The 16,458-nt window shown below is 59.4% G+C and carries 16 protein-coding genes and 1 pseudogene; 5 read left to right on the top strand and 12 right to left on the bottom strand.

The window, feature by feature from the left end; translation table 11 throughout:
- Positions 1-12: 12 nt before the first annotated feature.
- The 3 genes from KGB21_RS07560 to KGB21_RS07550 all read right to left on the bottom strand — a co-directional run bounded on the left by KGB21_RS07560 (position 13) and on the right by KGB21_RS07550 (position 2,024).
- Positions 13-588: a PIN domain-containing protein gene (locus KGB21_RS07560; RefSeq protein ID WP_223504535.1), complete on the bottom strand. Its 576-nt coding sequence runs from the start codon at positions 586-588 to the stop codon at positions 13-15.
- Complete coding sequence (locus KGB21_RS07555; RefSeq protein WP_223504533.1) at positions 585-1,052, bottom strand: helix-turn-helix domain-containing protein; 468 nt, start codon at positions 1,050-1,052, stop codon at positions 585-587. The genes KGB21_RS07560 and KGB21_RS07555 overlap by 4 nt, the downstream gene beginning before the upstream one ends.
- 84 nt (positions 1,053-1,136) lie before the next feature.
- Positions 1,137-2,024 (bottom strand): LysR family transcriptional regulator, encoded by an 888-nt coding sequence (locus KGB21_RS07550; protein WP_223504531.1) that lies wholly within the window; start codon positions 2,022-2,024, stop codon positions 1,137-1,139.
- A gap of 228 nt (positions 2,025-2,252) precedes the next feature.
- On the opposite strand from KGB21_RS07550, the pseudogene KGB21_RS07545 reads away from it, so the two are divergent.
- Positions 2,253-2,466 (top strand): annotated as a pseudogene (locus KGB21_RS07545) (type II toxin-antitoxin system HicA family toxin).
- Positions 2,466-2,870 (top strand): type II toxin-antitoxin system HicB family antitoxin, encoded by a 405-nt coding sequence (locus tag KGB21_RS07540; RefSeq protein ID WP_034146326.1) that lies wholly within the window; start codon positions 2,466-2,468, stop codon positions 2,868-2,870. The pseudogene KGB21_RS07545 and the gene KGB21_RS07540 overlap by 1 nt, the downstream one beginning before the upstream one ends.
- Before the next feature lie 83 nt (positions 2,871-2,953).
- Here KGB21_RS07540 and KGB21_RS07535 read toward each other — a convergent pair whose 3' ends face one another.
- Positions 2,954-4,159 (bottom strand): MFS transporter, encoded by a 1,206-nt coding sequence (locus tag KGB21_RS07535; protein WP_223504529.1) that lies wholly within the window; start codon positions 4,157-4,159, stop codon positions 2,954-2,956.
- A gap of 235 nt (positions 4,160-4,394) precedes the next feature.
- Here KGB21_RS07535 and KGB21_RS07530 point away from each other — a divergent pair, with 235 nt between their 5' ends.
- Together KGB21_RS07530 and KGB21_RS07525 are read left to right on the top strand one after the other, a co-directional pair.
- Positions 4,395-5,024: a hypothetical protein gene (locus tag KGB21_RS07530; protein ID WP_223504528.1), complete on the top strand. Its 630-nt coding sequence runs from the start codon at positions 4,395-4,397 to the stop codon at positions 5,022-5,024.
- A gap of 229 nt (positions 5,025-5,253) precedes the next feature.
- Positions 5,254-5,697: a hypothetical protein gene (locus tag KGB21_RS07525; RefSeq protein WP_223504526.1), complete on the top strand. Its 444-nt coding sequence runs from the start codon at positions 5,254-5,256 to the stop codon at positions 5,695-5,697.
- Between the two features lie 134 nt (positions 5,698-5,831).
- Here the strand turns inward: KGB21_RS07525 and KGB21_RS07520 are convergent, their stop codons facing one another.
- The 8 genes from KGB21_RS07520 to gcl form a co-directional block, all read right to left on the bottom strand.
- Positions 5,832-6,827, bottom strand: coding sequence for a sulfate ABC transporter substrate-binding protein (locus tag KGB21_RS07520; RefSeq protein WP_223504524.1), 996 nt, complete (start codon positions 6,825-6,827; stop codon positions 5,832-5,834).
- Positions 6,828-7,018: 191 nt separating this feature from the next.
- The gene (locus tag KGB21_RS07515; protein ID WP_223504522.1) at positions 7,019-7,852 is read right to left on the bottom strand and encodes an ion transporter; all 834 of its coding nucleotides are present in this window, start codon (positions 7,850-7,852) and stop codon (positions 7,019-7,021) included.
- A 21-nt stretch (positions 7,853-7,873) separates the two neighbouring features.
- A complete protein-coding gene (locus KGB21_RS07510) occupies positions 7,874-8,788 on the bottom strand; it encodes an urea transporter (RefSeq protein WP_223504520.1) in 915 nt (304 codons plus the stop codon).
- A 186-nt stretch (positions 8,789-8,974) separates the two neighbouring features.
- Complete coding sequence (gene pyk, locus KGB21_RS07505; protein WP_034146332.1) at positions 8,975-10,390, bottom strand: pyruvate kinase; 1,416 nt, start codon at positions 10,388-10,390, stop codon at positions 8,975-8,977.
- Complete coding sequence (locus KGB21_RS07500) at positions 10,380-11,660, bottom strand: glycerate kinase (RefSeq protein ID WP_223504518.1); 1,281 nt, start codon at positions 11,658-11,660, stop codon at positions 10,380-10,382. Before KGB21_RS07500 ends, pyk begins: the two co-directional genes overlap by 11 nt.
- Positions 11,661-11,825: 165 nt before the next feature.
- A complete protein-coding gene (locus KGB21_RS07495; RefSeq protein ID WP_223504516.1) occupies positions 11,826-12,716 on the bottom strand; it encodes a 2-hydroxy-3-oxopropionate reductase in 891 nt (296 codons plus the stop codon).
- 199 nt (positions 12,717-12,915) lie between these two features.
- On the bottom strand, positions 12,916-13,698 hold the full coding sequence (gene hyi / locus KGB21_RS07490) for a hydroxypyruvate isomerase (protein WP_008026777.1): 783 nt from the start codon (positions 13,696-13,698) through the stop codon (positions 12,916-12,918).
- A 174-nt stretch (positions 13,699-13,872) separates the two neighbouring features.
- Positions 13,873-15,648: a glyoxylate carboligase gene (gene gcl, locus KGB21_RS07485; protein WP_034146335.1), complete on the bottom strand. Its 1,776-nt coding sequence runs from the start codon at positions 15,646-15,648 to the stop codon at positions 13,873-13,875.
- Positions 15,649-15,915: 267 nt separating this feature from the next.
- On the opposite strand from gcl, the gene KGB21_RS07480 reads away from it, so the two are divergent.
- Positions 15,916-16,356, top strand: coding sequence for a GlcG/HbpS family heme-binding protein (locus KGB21_RS07480; RefSeq protein ID WP_034146336.1), 441 nt, complete (start codon positions 15,916-15,918; stop codon positions 16,354-16,356).
- The last annotated feature ends 102 nt before the right edge of the window (positions 16,357-16,458 follow it).

The raw sequence follows: 16,458 nt of genomic DNA, 5'->3' as shown, positions 1-16,458 counted from the left end.
GCGCGTCTGCAGCTAAAGCATCGCTCGGTATTCGTTCAGCGCTTTGACCGACTGAACCAACTTTTGGCGCGACAAAAGATCGAGATAGGTGCTGACATCCATCGGAGGTGTTTTTAATTGTTTGCGTTGCCGTTCGGCCGCTGAGATCACGGCTGCCGGATCCAGGCCAAAAAGATTGACGACGAACTCGTCAGGGTGCTGAGCCTCGATTCCAAGAGGAGCCAGTGCTGCACTGGGAAAGTCTTTCTGATTGAACGTCACGATGACACTGGCATTGCAGCGAATCGCGGCTGCGAGGACATGTCGATCATCGTTATCGGGCAGGGACAGTCCTTCAATCAGCATTTCGTAACCGGTGACGCAAGCGTCAGGTATGGCCAGATCCATCAGCTCGGAGGTGCGTTCCAGTTGTGTAGCAGTCAGGTCGGGACGGTTTTTCAGAAGGTTGCGTTTCCATTCGTTATGGATCTCCATGGACCATCGCGCCCTGAAACGGCCGGAGAGCGCTAGCCACATCAGAAAATCCCTCAAGGGCGCGGGGTAAAGCACACATGCGTCATATACAGCGGTAAAAGAGGAGTGCCTCACTCGTATCCTGTCCTTAACGCTTGTGCCTGCTCGGCGAGGAGCGTCATTGCCTGTTCGCTGGCTGCATCGCGCCGGTTTTTATAGTCCATCAAGTCGGCAAAACGCACACGTCGGTGCTTGCCGGTTTTGTGGTAAGACAATTCGCCGGATTCGAGCAGTTTGATCAGGTGGGGACGTGAGACATTGAGCAGGTCGGCTGCTTCCTGCGTGGTCAGTTCGGCGTGAACCGGAACCACTTTGACGGCGTTGCCCGCTGCAAGCTCTGCCAGGATGTCGACGAGCAAGCGCAACGCAGACGTGGGCAGTTCGACGCTGTGAGCTTCGTTCTGCTCGTCGAAAATCTGGATGCGCTGGGTTTCCAGTTGAGTGGCGAGATAGGCAGCCAGGGCTCTTTGCCCCTCGATAGCGGCCTTTACTTCGCGTTCTACGGGCAGGTTGGTCGGTGGATGAATGACTGTCGACATGACGGTTTCCAATATTCTGAATAATCGATGTCGGCAGGCTATTCGAATTAATCGAAAATCGCAATAAACGAAATAATCGAAATTTCAGACCTCTTTCGTCAGCAACCCCTGCACATACTCCACGAACGCCCGAGCCTTGGCACTGGCCATTCTACCGGTTGGAAACACGGCCCACAGGTCTTGATTCGGCAGCGTCCAATCCCGCATGGCTTCCCTGACAGTACCGTTGGCGAGTTCTGGAGCAAACATCCACTCCGACGCCAAGGCCAGCCCCTGGTCGGTGAGCACCGCAGCACGCAGACCCTCGGCCGCACTGACGCGGATGCGACCGTTGATGATCACGGGCTGTTCTTCATCGGCCTTCTTGAACGGCCCATTGGCGCTGCCGCCCAGGCTGTAGATGATTGCCTGATGTTCGCTCAGATCGGCGGGGCAGGTGGGCTCGCCGTGTTTGGCAAAGTAAGCGGGTGTACCGAGTACTACGCGCCGGCATTCGGCAATCTTGCGCGCGGTGAGGCCAGAGTCACTCAGGGCGCCCAAGCGCAGGGCAAGGTCGACGCCTTCTTCGACGAGATTGATGTTGCGATCATCGAGCATCAGGTCGATGTTCAGTTCCGGGTTCTGTTCGAGAAACGGCCCCAGATGCGGCACGATGTGCAGTCGGCCGAAGGTCACGGCGGCGCAAATGCGCAGGTTGCCACTCAGTCCACTGGCGGCGCCGCGAGCGGCGTTGTCAGCTTCGTCGGATTCTTCGATGGCGCGTTTGGCTCGTTCAAAAAATGCCAGCCCGGCTTCGGTGGGCGTGAGGCCACGGGTCGAACGCAACAACAGCCGAACCGCAAGCCGCGCCTCAAGCTGCGCGATGGCTTTCGAAACGGCGGGCTGGCCGATATTCAGGCGTCGTGCGGCAGCAGAAAATGAACCTGTTTCCACCACGTAGACGAAAGTTTCCATTGCGGCGAGACGGTCCATCGTAGGTCCTTTTTCAATTCTGAAAGTTGGCGCTGGGCCATTGTAGGAGCAGGCTCGCTCCTACAAAGGATTAGCGCTGTCCGCGTGGCCGTTGAGTGTAATCCGGGTCGATCCCGGCGTAACGAATCACACTCTGTAAAACAACCGGACGTCGTGATCGGTATTTCTGTGCTTGAGTAAAGATAACTCTAGAGTTATTTTTGTTTGACCGTAGCAAGGAGGCTGTTGGTGCAGAGCAGGCTATTGATCAAGGAGCTGGAAGAGGCTGGTTGGGTGCTGGATCGAATCACGGGCAGTCATCACATCTTCACTCACCGATACAACCCACACACGATTCCCGTCCCCCCATCCGAAAAAGGATTTACCGATCGGGACGGTCAAGAGCATCAGGAGGCGCGCCGGGCTATTTTGCCCGCCCGCCAGTTACGCAGGAGATCCATAATGCAATATCCCATCTGTATCGAGTGGGGCGACGAGAACACCGCCATCGGTATTCAGATCCCCGATATTCCCGGTGCGGCAACCGCCGGGGATACGTTTGAAGATGCCTATAACGCCGCCGTGGAAATTGCCCACCTATTGCTGCAGGAAATCGCGGCCGAAGGCCGGGATATTCCGATGCCAACGTCGACGGCTGAACATCTCGGCAATCCCGACTACATCGGGATGGGCTGGGGCATGCTGGAAATCGACATCTCGCCCTATATGGGCAAGACCGAGAAGGTCAATGTGACGTTGCCTGGGTACGTGATCCAGCGTATCGACCGTTACGTTCGCGAGCACAACGTCAAAAGTCGTTCGTCTTTTTTGGCGGATGCGGCGATGGAGAAGCTGGTTCGACACTGAGTCGCGTCAGCTTAATCGCCTTCGCTCCCACAGGTTCGTATCAGACCTGTGGGAGCGAGCCTGCTCGCGATGCTTTTGGCTTCTTATGCCGTCGCCAACGATGGTTTCTCTGAAACACTCAAAAACCGCAACAGCGCCAACAGTGGAAACGCACTGCCGACGATCACGATCCACAACCAGCCACCGTGTTCATATACCGCGCTGGCCACCGACGAGCCGAACGCGCCGCCGATAAAGATGCTGGTCATGTACAGCGCATTCAGGCGGCTGCGGCTTTTTGCGTCGAGGGCGTAGACCGCGCGTTGGCCGAGGACCATGTTCATTTGCACGCAGAAATCGAGTACGACACCTGTCACCGCCAGGCCGATGACGCTGTAGGCTGGATGGATGAACGCCGGCAGGAAGCTCAGGCTGGCAAACAGCAGGGCCAGCAACGAAGCGATGCGTGTGTGGCCGGCATCGGCCAGTCGACCGGCGATGGGCGCAGCGATGGCGCCGATGGCCCCGACCAGCGCGAAAATGGCGATCTGCGATTGCGACAAGCCGTGATTGCGCGCCAGTTCCAACGGCACCGCGGTCCAGAACAGGCTGAACGTGGCGAACAGGCAACCTTGGTAAAACGCGCGCTGACGCAGGACCGGTTGTTTACGCAACAGGGTCCAAAGCGAACCCAGCAGTTGGCCATAGGAAGCACTGTGATCAGGCTGGCGCTTGGGAATCGTCAGGGCCAGCACGATGCTGATAGCCGCCATCAACACGGCCGCAATCACAAACATTGCGCGCCAGCCGAAGTGGTCGGCGATGACGCTGGACACCGGCCGCGCCAGCAGAATCCCCAACAGCAAACCGCCCATGATCCCGCCGACCACCCGACCGCGAGATTCTTCCGGCGCCAGGTGTGCCGCCAGCGGGATGAGGATTTGCACCGACACCGAACTGAATCCGACCAACAACGAAATCAGCAAAAACACATTCGGCTGATCGGTAAACGCGGCGCCCAACAAGCTGGCTATCGCCACCAGCGTGGTGATGATCATCAAACGCCGGTTCTCCAGTAAATCCCCCAGCGGCACCAGGAAAAACAGGCCCAGCGCGTAACCGATCTGGGTCAGTGAAACGATCAGGCTGGCCATGGTGTTGGTCAGGCCGATGTCTGGCGCGATCAGGCCGATGATCGGTTGGGCGTAGTAGATGTTGGCCACGATGGCGCCGCAGCAGAAGGCGAACAGCAGCACCATGCCTCGGGTCATTGTCGCGGTGCCGTGGGGCACCTGAGTCGCTGGGTTCATAACGTGTCTCGCTGAACAGATGGGAATGCGCGCAGGCTAAAGGGCTGACTGAAACGGCGGAAGTGGGATTGGAGTGATAGCAGTCATTCCATTGCGGAATGAGTGACGAACGTGCGTGCCGTCGGCCGATGGCCGTCGCGTCAGAACTTCAGGGATCGATGATACATTCACTTACATCTTGTTCGATAGCGTGCTTATGTTCGCACTTCACGTTTCCTGACAGGAAGGCTACTCCATGAAAACGATGGTTCGTCACCTGATTCGCGGTGTTTCGGTTGCTACGCTGGTCAGCCTCTTTACCGCAGGCATGGCCCAGGCTCAGGAAGCGCCGGGCATGCGCATCGGTGTGCGCGGCGAGATCACCGGCGTCAATCCAGACGTGCTGAAAGTGCACGCCACCAGCGGCGAAAACGTGGTCATCAACCTGACCAAGGACACCAAAGTCCGCGCCGTCACCCTGGCCAATATCGAAGACATCAAGCCCGGCAGCTACATTGGTTCCGCCGCCATTCCTCAAGAGGATGGCACCCTCAAGGCGCTGGAAGTCCACGTTTTCCCGCCGGAGCTGGCCGGCAGTGGCGACGGTCATCGGCCTTTCGACCTGGTCAAGGGCAGCAGCATGACCAACGGCAGCGTCGGGGATCTGGTGGTGAGCAATGGCCGGGTGCTGACCGTCAACTACAAGGGCGGCCAACAGAAAATCCTGGTGCCGGAAGACGTGCCAATCGTCAACCTGGTGCCTGGCGATCGCAGCTTGCTCAAGGTCGGCGTGAAAATCGTCACGTTCGTGACCCAAAGCGCGGACGGTACGCTTACCGCGCAGTCCATTTCGGCGGGTAAGGACGGCGTCACCCCCCCGATGTAACGCCGTACCCCTGTAGGAGCTGTCGAGTGCAACGAGGCTGCGATCTTTTGACTTTAAAAGATCAAGATCAAAAGATCGTCCGAACGTGGCCCGAGCCTGCGGCAGCTCCTACAGGACACAGTCAAAACCACCATGACCGACCATCCGAAGAACCGCCCGTAATCCCCTGAACGCTAGACTCTACAGGGGGAATCACTTCAACGCGTCCTTGTTAAGCGGGAGTTCCACGATGAAAATCGTATCTTCGCTGGCGTTGGTGGTAGCGATTGGGTGCATCTCCGGGTGTTCGACAGTGCCTGACAATCAGGTCACCAACATTCCCTTGAACGCTACTTCCATTAATGCCGGGAATATCGCCCGGCCCATCATGATGCCCGACGGGCATTCAACGGTGTTCTGGTTCGCGGTCAGTGGCGAGTCCATGGGCAGCGCATTGCCAGGCCGTTTGATGGCCTACATCTATCCGGGTAGTTGCGCGAGCCTGGGTTCGAAACCGGCCTATGACATGAACGAAGGACCGAATGCGCGGTTTTATTCGCAGGCATCGATGCAATATTTCTGGAAAAGCGCACCGGTAGCCGTGGAAACACTTCGGGCGGGCGGTTATGCGTTAGTGGTGCGGGAAAGTCCGGCGGATGGCCATCAGGCTATCTTTTGCGGCAATTTGAGCTGATCGCGAGCGCTAAACCTGTAGGAGCCGGCTTGCTGGCGATCTCGTACGTACAGTCGACACAGTTGTCGCCTGACGAATCGCAATCGCCAGCAAGCCGGCTCCTACAGAAGGTTACGTTTTTCTCAGCCTTATATTTACTGCGCATAAATCTGATCGAAAATCCCGCCATCATTGAAGTGGGTCTTCTGCACGGTGCGCCAGTCGCCGAAGGTCTTCTCTACCGACAGGAATTCGACTTTCGGGAAGCGGTCGGTGTACTTGGCCAGCACGGCCGGGTCACGCGGACGCAGGTAGTTGGCGGCGGCGATTTCCTGGCCTTCCGGCGACCACAGATACTTCAGATATTCCTCGGCGGCGGCGCGGGTGCCTTTCTTGTCGACGGTTTTGTCGACCACCGACACCGGCGGCTCAGCTTCGGCGGAGACGCTTGGGTAGATCACTTCGAACTGATCACGGCCGAACTCGCGGGCGATCATTTCAGCTTCGTTCTCGAAGGTCACCAGCACGTCGCCGATCTGGTTGGTCATGAAGGTCGTCGTAGCGGCGCGACCACCGGTATCCAGCACCGGCGCTTGCTTGAACAGCTTGCCGACGAAGTCCTTAGCCTTGTTTTCGTCGCCGCCGTTTTTCAGCACGTAGCCCCAGGCCGACAGGTAGGTGTAGCGACCGTTACCCGAAGTTTTCGGGTTCGGCACGATGACTTGCACGCCGTCCTTGAGCAGGTCAGGCCAGTCTTTCAGCGCTTTCGGGTTGCCTTTGCGGACGATGAACACGGTAGCCGAAGTGAATGGCGCGCTGTTGTTTGGCAGGCGGGTGACCCAGTTGTCCGGGATCAGTTTGCCGTTGTCCGCCAGGGCGTTGATGTCGGTGGCCATGTTCATGGTGATCACGTCAGCCGGCAGGCCGTCGATGACCGAGCGCGCCTGTTTGCTCGAACCGCCGAAGGACATCTGCAGGGTGATGTTTTCGTTGTGCTCGGCTTGCCAGTGCTTTTGGAACGCAGTGTTGTAGTCCTTGTAGAAATCGCGCATCACGTCGTAGGAAACGTTGAGCAGGGTCGGTGCGGCCTGAGCCATGCTGGACAGGGCGAGGCCAGCGGCCAGAAGTGAAGCGCCAAAGATTTTTTTCACTGCGAATTCCTTGTTCTGTTGTGTGGGAGCTGCCGCAGGCTGCGTTCTTTTGATTTTGATTTTCAAGAGCAAGATCAAAAGATCGCAGCCTGCGGCAGCTCCTACGGGTTTTGTGTGTTGAAAGCGATACCATTTTGCCAGCGACTATAGCCGGGCTCGCATAGTCCTTTAAAGATTAAAAAGCACTTTGCTTATTCCAGTTTTTTGAACAGGGCATTGCCGCAACGGGAACAGAAAGCGGCGCCATGTTCGTGGTTGCTTTTGCGGCACACCGGGCAGTCGTGTTGCAGTTGTTCGCCGCGCATGGCGTTGGCCAGTTCGGCGGTGAAAATCCCGGTGGGCACGGCGATGATCGAGTAACCGGTGATCATCACCAGCGACGAAATCACCTGACCCAGCGGAGTCTTCGGCACGATGTCGCCGAAGCCCACGGTGGTCAGGGTCACGATAGCCCAATAGATGCCTTTGGGGATGCTGGTAAAGCCATGTTCCGGGCCTTCGATCACATACATCAACGTGCCGAACACCGTAACCAGCGTGCAGACGCTGACCAGAAACACCACGATCTTCTGCTTGCTGCCGCGCAGGGCGGACATCAGGTAATTGGCTTGTTTCAGGTAAGGGCTGAGCTTGAGCACGCGGAAAATCCGCAGCATCCGGATGATCCGGATAATCAGCAAATACTGCGCATCAGCGTAATACAGCGCGAGGATCCCGGGCACGATCGCCAGCAAATCCACCAGCCCGTAAAAACTGAAGGCGTAGCGCAAAGGCTTGGGCGAGCAATACAGCCGAAGAATGTATTCGCCGAGGAAAATGACGGTAAAACCCCACTCGATGTAGGCGAGTACATCGGCGTAGTTTTTGTGAATGCTGTCGATGCTGTCGATGCTGTCGAGCATCACGATCACCAGGCTGGCGAGGATGATCAACAGCAGAATGCCGTCGAAACGCCGACCCGCCTTGGTGTCGCTCTGGAAAATCATGACGTAAAGCTCTTCACGCCAGTTTTTGCTGCTGTCCATGGATAACGCCTGACTCAATGATCAGCGCAGCCTAGGTTGATTCTCCTCCAGAGTGCAAGGCGTACGGGTGACCGTGGCCTTGGCAAACATTTGCACAGCACTGCGAACCAGCCAGCAGGCAAGAATGAACGGTGCGGTCAGCGTGGGCAGACCGATGGCGGCAAACATCGGCGTCAGCAACAGCGCCAAGGCAATGCCGACCAGCGGCAGCCATGGCTGCTGGCGTTGCGAGCTGAGGGCGAGGGCGGCGAGCACGGCGTTGTAGCCACCGAGGCCGAGCAATGCGGTATAGAAGTCGTGGTGCAGCAGGCTCCAACCCATGCCCGCGACAGACGCCAACAACGCCCAGCAGAACGCGCGACGATCGGCGATCAGCAAACCGGCGGCAATTAACGCACCGGCCAGCGGATGACCGAGGAACATCACCTGGCCGAGCCCTTTGAGTGGTGCGGCAAGCATGTTCAGTGTGCTGACTTCGATCATATGCGCCTGGGTCGAGGGGGTTGCGAAGCACAGCAGCAACCAGCTCAGCACGACGAAGGGCGCGGTGTAGGCCGGTAGGTATTGGCTGACCCGCACGCGTTTGAGCCACTGTTGCGTGATCATCGCACTCAGGCCGCCGGCAGCCAGAATCAGCGGCGGCATCATCGCCGACCAGGGAAAATAAAGGCTCAGCAACAGTCCGAGCAAGACGCCGTTGTAGCTGAAAAGCCCGGCCTGGCGATCGGCCTTGGCATAGCCACGACGCTGCGCGGTGAGCAACCCGGCGACACCGCCGAGCAGTGCACCGCCGAGCAAGGCAGGCGCGGTACACAGGATGGCGAGCAGGCACAAAAGACCGAACAGCGGATGACGCTGGAGGAATATCTGGCTGAAGCCGTTGAGCAAAGCTTCCGCCCAGTCGGGGCAGTGGGTGTTGAAATGGTTGGCAGGCATGATGAAGTCTAGGGCAGTGGGAAATCCAAGGTCTTGCACAAACTCTGTGGCGAGGGAGCTTGCTCCCGCTGGGGTGCGAAGCAGCCCTAATTCGCTGAACGCGGTTTCTCTGTGGAACCCGTCATCAAAGCGACGACTGCTGCGCAGCCGAGCGGGAGCAAGCTCCCTCGCCACAAATAATGTTTGTTAAATCAACGTCTCGATACGCAGTGAGTTAGTCGACCCCGGCTGTCCAAACGGCACACCCGCGGTGATCAACAACGTATCGCCACGCTGCGCCATGCCCTGGGCCTGGGCAATTTCCAACGCTGTGGAACACACTTCATCGACCTGACGCAGGCGGTCATTGACCACCGAGTGCACACCCCACGCCACAGTCAGGCGACGCGCGGTTTGCAGGTTCGGCGTGAGATTGAGGATCGGCACGGTCGGCCGTTCCCGTGCCGCACGCAGGCTCGATGTGCCTGACTCGCTGTAGTTCACCAGCACCGCCACCGGCAGCACGTTGCTGATGCGGCGAATCGCGCAACTGATGGCATCGGAAACCGTGGCCTCGGCTTTCGGTCGGCTGACGTCCAGTTGGGTTTGATAGTCCGGTCCGTTTTCCACTTGGCGGATGATCTTGCTCATCATCTGCACGGCTTCGAGCGGGTATTCGCCGGACGCGGTTTCCGCCGACAGCATCACCGCGTCCGCACCTTCGGCCACGGCGTTGGCCACATCGGTTACCTCGGCGCGGGTTGGAGCCGGTGAGAAGCGCATGGACTCCAGCATCTGCGTCGCCACCACCACCGGTTTGCCAAGTTGGCGGCAGGTGCTGATGATGTTTTTCTGGATCTGCGGCACGCTTTCGGCGGGCACTTCCACGCCCAAATCACCGCGAGCCACCATGATTGCATCGCTCAACTCAGCGATCTCGCGCAGTTGCTCAACGGCCGATGGCTTCTCGATCTTGGCCATCAAAAACGCTTTGTCGCCGATCAGCGTGCGGGCTTCGCGGATGTCGTCCGGACGCTGCACAAACGACAGCGCCACCCAGTCCACACCCAGTTCCAGACCAAAGCTCAAATCGCGACGATCCTTGGCGGTCAGCGGGCTGAGGTCGAGCACTGCTTGCGGCACGTTCACGCCTTTGCGGTCCGAGAGTTCGCCGCCGTTGAGCACGGTGGTGTCGATGGCGTCGGCGTATTTGGTGACCACACGCAGGCGCAGCTTGCCGTCGTCGAGCAGCAGGTCCATGCCCGGCTCCAGCGCGGCGATGATTTCCGGGTGCGGCAGGTTGACCCGGCGCTCATCGCCCGGCGTGGCGTCGAGGTCCAGGCGCAAAGCCTGGCCGCGATGCAACTGCACCTTGCCCTCGGCGAACTTGCCGACCCGCAGCTTCGGGCCTTGCAGGTCCATCAGAATGCCCAGCGGATAATTCAGCTGGCGTTCGACTTCACGGATCCACTGATAGCGCTTGGCATGGTCGGCGTGATCGCCGTGGCTGAAGTTCAGGCGGAAGATGTTGACCCCGGCCTGCACCAGCTCGCGGATGTCGTCGATCCCGTTGGTGGCCGGGCCGAGGGTGGCGAGGATTTTGACCTTTTTATCAGGCGTCATGTTTAGGGCTCTCGAGGATCAGAATGGCGCGGAAGTCGTTGACGTTGGTGCGGGTCGGCTCGGTAACGATCAGTGCATCCAGCGCCTCGAAATAGCCGTAGCCATTGTTGTTGTCCAACTCGTCGCTGGCGCTCAAACCGAGGGCGGCGGCGCGGGCGTAGCTGTCCGGGGTCATGATCGCGCCGGCGTTGTCTTCGGAGCCGTCGATGCCATCGGTGTCACCGGCCAGCGCATAAACGCCAGGCAGGCCCTTGAGGCTGTCGGTCAGGCTGAGCAGGAACTCGGCGTTGCGTCCGCCGCGGCCATTGCCGCGCACGGTCACGGTGGTTTCGCCGCCGGAGAGAATCACGCACGGCGCCGGCAACGGCTGTCCATGTAGCACCACTTGGCGGGCGATACCGGCGTGGACTTTGGCTACTTCGCGGGATTCGCCTTCCAGGTCGCCGAGGATCAACGGGCTGAAACCGGCCTGACGGCATTTCACCGCCGCCGCTTCGAGGGATTGCTGCGGACGGGCGATCAATTGGAAATGACTGCGGGCCAGGCTCGGATCGCCGGGTTTGACCGTCTCCGATTCCGGGCTTTGCAACCAGTTGCGCACGGAGGCCGGTATTTCGATGTTGTAGCGCTTGAGGATCGCCAGCGCTTCGGCCAAGGTACTCGGGTCGGCCACGGTGGGGCCGGAGGCGATGACCGTGGCGAGGTCGCCCGGCACATCGGAAATCGCATAGGTATAAACAGTGGCAGGCCAGCAGGCTTTGCCCAGACGTCCGCCCTTGATCGCCGAGAGGTGCTTGCGCACGCAGTTCATCTCGCCGATGGTCGCGCCGGATTTGAGCAGGGCTTTGTTGATCGATTGCTTGTCGGCCAGGGTGATGCCTTCGGCCGGCAATGCCAGCAGGGCCGAGCCGCCGCCGGAAAGCAGGAAGATCACACGGTCGTTTTCCGTGAGGTCGCTGACCAGTTCAAAGACACGCTTGGCAACGGCCTGACCGGCAGCATCAGGCACCGGATGCGCGGCTTCGACCACTTCGATTTTTTCGCACGGGGCGCCGTGACCGTAACGGGTCACTACCAGACCGGATACTTCACCCTGCCAGCAACGCTCCACCACTTGGGCCATGGCGGCTGCGGCTTTACCGGCGCCGATGACGATCACACGGCCGCTGCGGTCGGCAGGCAAATGGGCTTCGAGGACTTGCTGCGGATGGGCCGCGTCGATGGCTGTGGCGAACAGCTCGCGCAGGAATTGTTGCGGATCGACCGACATGGCGGGCTCCCGGAATTCTTGTTATTGGGATAAGACGACAGCAGGTGTAGCGACGCCGGTCCTGTGGGAGCTGGCTTGCCAGCGATTCAGGCGCCGCGCTCGTTCAGGTAGATCGAGGCGATGCCATCGCTGGCAAGCCAGCTCCCACAGGTATTGCGGCGAATGTTATTTATCGCGAATCGAGAAATTCGCCATGTGTTCCAGGCCCTTGATCAGCGCCGAGTGGTCCCAGTTGCTGCCGCCGATGGCCGCGCAGGTGCTGAACACTTGCTGGGTGTTGGCGGTGTTCGGCAAATTGATGTTCAGCTCCTTGGCGCCTTGCAGGGCCAGGTTCAGGTCCTTCTGGTGCAGGCTGATGCGGAAGCCTGGATCGAAGGTGCCCTTGATCATGCGCTCGCCGTGCACTTCGAGGATCTTCGACGAAGCAAAACCGCCCATCAGCGCTTCACGGACCTTGGCAGGATCGGCACCGTTTTTCGAAGCGAACAGCAGGGCTTCGGCCACCGCCTGAATGTTCAGCGCCACGATGATCTGGTTGGCCACTTTCGCGGTCTGACCGTCGCCGTTACCACCGACCAGGGTGATGTTCTTGCCCATCGCCTGGAACAGCGGCAGGGCGCGTTCGAAGGCATCGGCATCACCGCCGACCATGATGCTCAGGCTGGCAGCCTTGGCGCCGACTTCACCGCCGGACACTGGCGCGTCGAGGTACTGCGCACCTTTTTCGTTGATCTTGGCGGCGAAGGCTTTGGTGGCGGTTGGCGAGATCGAGCTCATGTCGATCACGACTTTGCCTTTGCCAACACCGGCCGCAATACCATCGGCGCGGAACAGCACGTCATCGACCTGCGGGGTATCCGGGACCATGACGATGATGAATTCGGCTTCTTGCGCGACTTCTTTCGGGTTCGCCAGGGCGACTGCGCCAGCGGCGATCAGGTCGGCAGGCGCGGCGTCGTGGTGTTGCGAAAGGAACAGGCTGTGACCGGCTTTCTGCAGGTTCGCCGCCATTGGGTGGCCCATGATGCCGGTGCCGATAAATCCGATTTTAGCCATGAGAAAATCCTCTTGTTTTTGTGTTGCCAATTAATGAACCTGGCACACCTTGTGGCGAGGGAGCTTGCTCCCGCTGGGGGGCGAAGCCCCCCTAAAGCCATTCACTGCGGTGCATCAAGCCAAACCGTTTCGCAGGTTTACGACTGCTTCGCAGCCGAGCGGGAGCAAGCTCCCTCGCCACAATAAGCCGGTGTCATTATCAGATTGCGTTATGGGTTTTCAGCCAGCCCAGGCCTGCTTCGGTGGTGGTCAGCGGTTTGTATTCGCAGCCAACCCAACCTTGATAACCAATACGGTCAAGGTGTTCGAACAGGAAGCGGTAGTTGATTTCACCGGTACCTGGCTCGTTGCGCCCCGGGTTGTCCGCGAGCTGCACATGGTTGATCTCGCCCAGATGCGATTGCAGGGTGCGGGCCAGATCGCCTTCCATGATTTGCATGTGATAGATGTCGTATTGCAGGAACAGATTGGCGCTGCCGACCTGCTCGCGAATCGACAGGGCTTGCGCCGTGTTGTTCAGGTAGAAGCCCGGGATGTCACGGGTGTTGATCGCTTCCATCACCAGTTTGATACCCGCCGCTTGCAGCTTGTCGGCCGCGTACTTGAGGTTGGCAACGAAGGTTTTTTCCACGGTGGCATCGTCGACGCCTTGTGGGCGGATGCCGGCCAGGCAGTTGACCTGGGTGTTGCCCAGCACTTGCGCGTAAGCAATCGCCAGATCGACACCCGCGCGGAATTCTTCAACCCGGTCCGGCAGGCACGCGATACCGCGCTCGCCCTTGGCCCAGTCACCGGCCGGCAGGTTGAACAGCACTTGGGTCAGACCGTTGGCGTCGAGCTTGGCCTTGATTTCGGCCGAGCTGAAGTCGTAGGGGAACAGGTACTCGACACCACTGAAACCGGCCTTGGCGGCCGCTTCGAAACGGGCGAGGAAGTCCTGTTCGGTGAACAGCATGGACAGGTTGGCTGCGAAACGCGGCATGGTGGTCTCCAGAATTTGTATGAGTTCCCCTGTAGGAGCGAGCTGTGTGGCGAGGGAGCTTGCTCCCGCTCGGCTGCGAAGCAGTCGCAAAGCTTTTGGGGCCGCTTCGCGTCCCAGCGGGAGCAAGCTCCCTCGCCACACAGGCTCGCTCCCACAAAAGGGAGCGATCAACCGTTAATCAAGCAACGAAATCGCCGTCGGTGCGTCGTTGCCGACCAGCGCCAGGTCTTCGAATTCGTTGACGGCGTTGATCTCGGTACCCATGGAAATGTTGGTCACGCGTTCCAGGATAATCTCGACGATCACCGGAACCTTGAACTCTTCGATCAGCTCCTGGGCCTTGCGCAGGGCAGGCTGGATCTGGGCCGGTTCGAACACACGCAGCGCCTTGCAACCGAGGCCTTCGGCCACCGCGACGTGGTCAACACCGTAACCGTTGAGTTCCGGCGCGTTGAGGTTATCGAAGGACAGCTGCACGCAGTAGTCCATTTCGAAACCGCGCTGCGCCTGACGGATCAGCCCCAAGTACGAGTTGTTCACCACAACGTGAATGTACGGCAGCTTGAACTGCGCGCCCACTGCCAATTCTTCGATCATGAACTGGAAGTCATAGTCCCCCGACAGGGCCACGACTTTACGGTTCGGATCAGCCTTGACCACGCCCAGCGCCGCCGGAATGGTCCAGCCCAACGGGCCGGCCTGACCGCAGTTGATCCAGTGACGCGGCTTGTAGACGTGCAGGAACTGCGCGCCGGCAATCTGCGACAAACCGATGGTGCTGACGTAGCAAGTGTCTTTGCCGAACACCTGGTTCATCTCTTCGTAAACGCGCTGAGGCTTGACCGGCACGTTGTCGAAGTGAGTCTTGCGCTGCAGGCTGGCTTTGCGCTGCTGGCAGTCTTGCAGCCAGGCACTGCGGTTTTTCAGCTTGCCGGCGGCTTGCCATTCACGAGCGACTTCGATGAACACGGTCAGCGCGGCAGCGGCGTCGGACACGATGCCCAGGTCCGGGGTGAACACACGGCCGATCTGCGTGCCTTCGATGTCGACGTGAATGAACTTGCGGCCTTCGGTATACACGTCAACCGAACCGGTGTGACGGTTGGCCCAACGGTTACCGATACCCAGCACCACGTCGGATTTCAACAGGGTGGCGTTGCCATAACGATGCGAAGTTTGCAGGCCGACCATGCCCACCATCAGCGGGTGATCGTCGGGAATGGTGCCCCAGCCCATCAGGGTCGGGATAACCGGAATACCGGTCAGCTCGGCGAACTCGACCAGCAAATCGCTGGCGTCGGCATTGATGATGCCGCCACCGGCCACCAGCAATGGGCGCTCGGCTTGATCGAGCAAGGCCAGAGCTTTCTCGACTTGAACGCGGCTGGCGGTCGGCTTGGCCAGCGGCAGTGGCTGGTAAGCGTCGATGTCGAATTCGATTTCGGCCATCTGCACGTCGAACGGCAGGTCGATCAGCACCGGGCCTGGGCGGCCGGAGCGCATTTCAAAGAACGCTTTCTGAAACGCGTAAGGCACTTGGCCCGGTTCCAGTACCGTGGTCGCCCACTTGGTCACCGGCTTGACGATGCTGGTGATGTCGACAGCCTGGAAGTCTTCCTTGTGCATACGGGCGCGGGGTGCTTGCCCTGTGATGCAGAGGATTGGAATCGAGTCGGCCGAGGCGCTGTAGAGCCCGGTGACCATGTCAGTACCGGCCGGGCCGGAAGTGCCGATGCACACGCCAATGTTGCCGGCCTTGGTGCGGGTGTAACCCTCGGCCATGTGCGACGCGCCTTCAACGTGGCGAGCGAGGACGTGATCGATGCCGCCGACCTTTTGCAGGGCGGAGTACAGCGGGTTGATGGCGGCACCTGGGATGCCAAAAGCGGTATCAACCCCTTCACGGCGCATCACCAGAACGGCGGCTTCGATTGCTCTCATTTTGCTCATGGTTTTGTGCCTCTTACGTTTTGTAATTGTATACAAGTGGCTTTGCGCAGAGTGTATTCACGGCGGACGGCGCAGGTCAATCCATTTTCTCAAGCGCTCGTTTCATTCGTCTGAAGCCCTATCTGCTGTGGCTTTTCGTCGCATGTGACGCTTTTCGAGAATTATTGTATACAAAAAAATAACTCATTGTGTTCTATTTGTTGCATCGGGCTGCGGCACAAACGCGCAGCCCAACGGCTTTCCGAAAAACAAAATGAGGACGGCACCATGAGCGCTTTAACCTTGAAAGTCGCAGTCAACCTGGTCAACGAGGCCATCACCGCGGGGCGTGCAATCGGCGCAGCACCGCTGACCATCGCGGTACTGGATGCCGGCGGGCACCTGATCACCCTGCAACGCGAAGACGGCGCCAGCCTGCTGCGCCCGCACGTCGCCATCGGCAAAGCCTGGGGCGCCATCGCCTTGGGCAAAGGCTCACGCCTGCTGGCCCTGGACGCCCAACAACGCCCGGCATTCATCGCGGCGTTGAACAGCCTGGGGCAGGGCAGCGTGGTGCCGGCACCGGGCGGTGTGCTGATTCGGGATCAGGATGGAAATGTGCTGGGAGCGGTGGGGATCAGCGGGGATTTGTCGGATGTTGATGAACAGTGCGCGATCAATGCGATCGAGGCGTTGGGGTTGAGGGCGGATGCTGGGGTTGTGGCTTGATCTGCGTCGCCCGATCTAATGTCATCGCGAGCAGGCTCACTCCTACAAGGATCGGGGTTGGACACAAAATGTCTGAACACCACAAATCCCCTGTAGGAGTGA

It is taken from the genome of Pseudomonas sp. GL-RE-29, from assembly GCF_019947275.1.
Classification (GTDB): domain Bacteria; phylum Pseudomonadota; class Gammaproteobacteria; order Pseudomonadales; family Pseudomonadaceae; genus Aquipseudomonas; species Aquipseudomonas fluorescens_A.
Note: the sequence above shows the minus strand (reverse complement) of the source record. Positions and strands in the feature narration are given on the sequence as shown.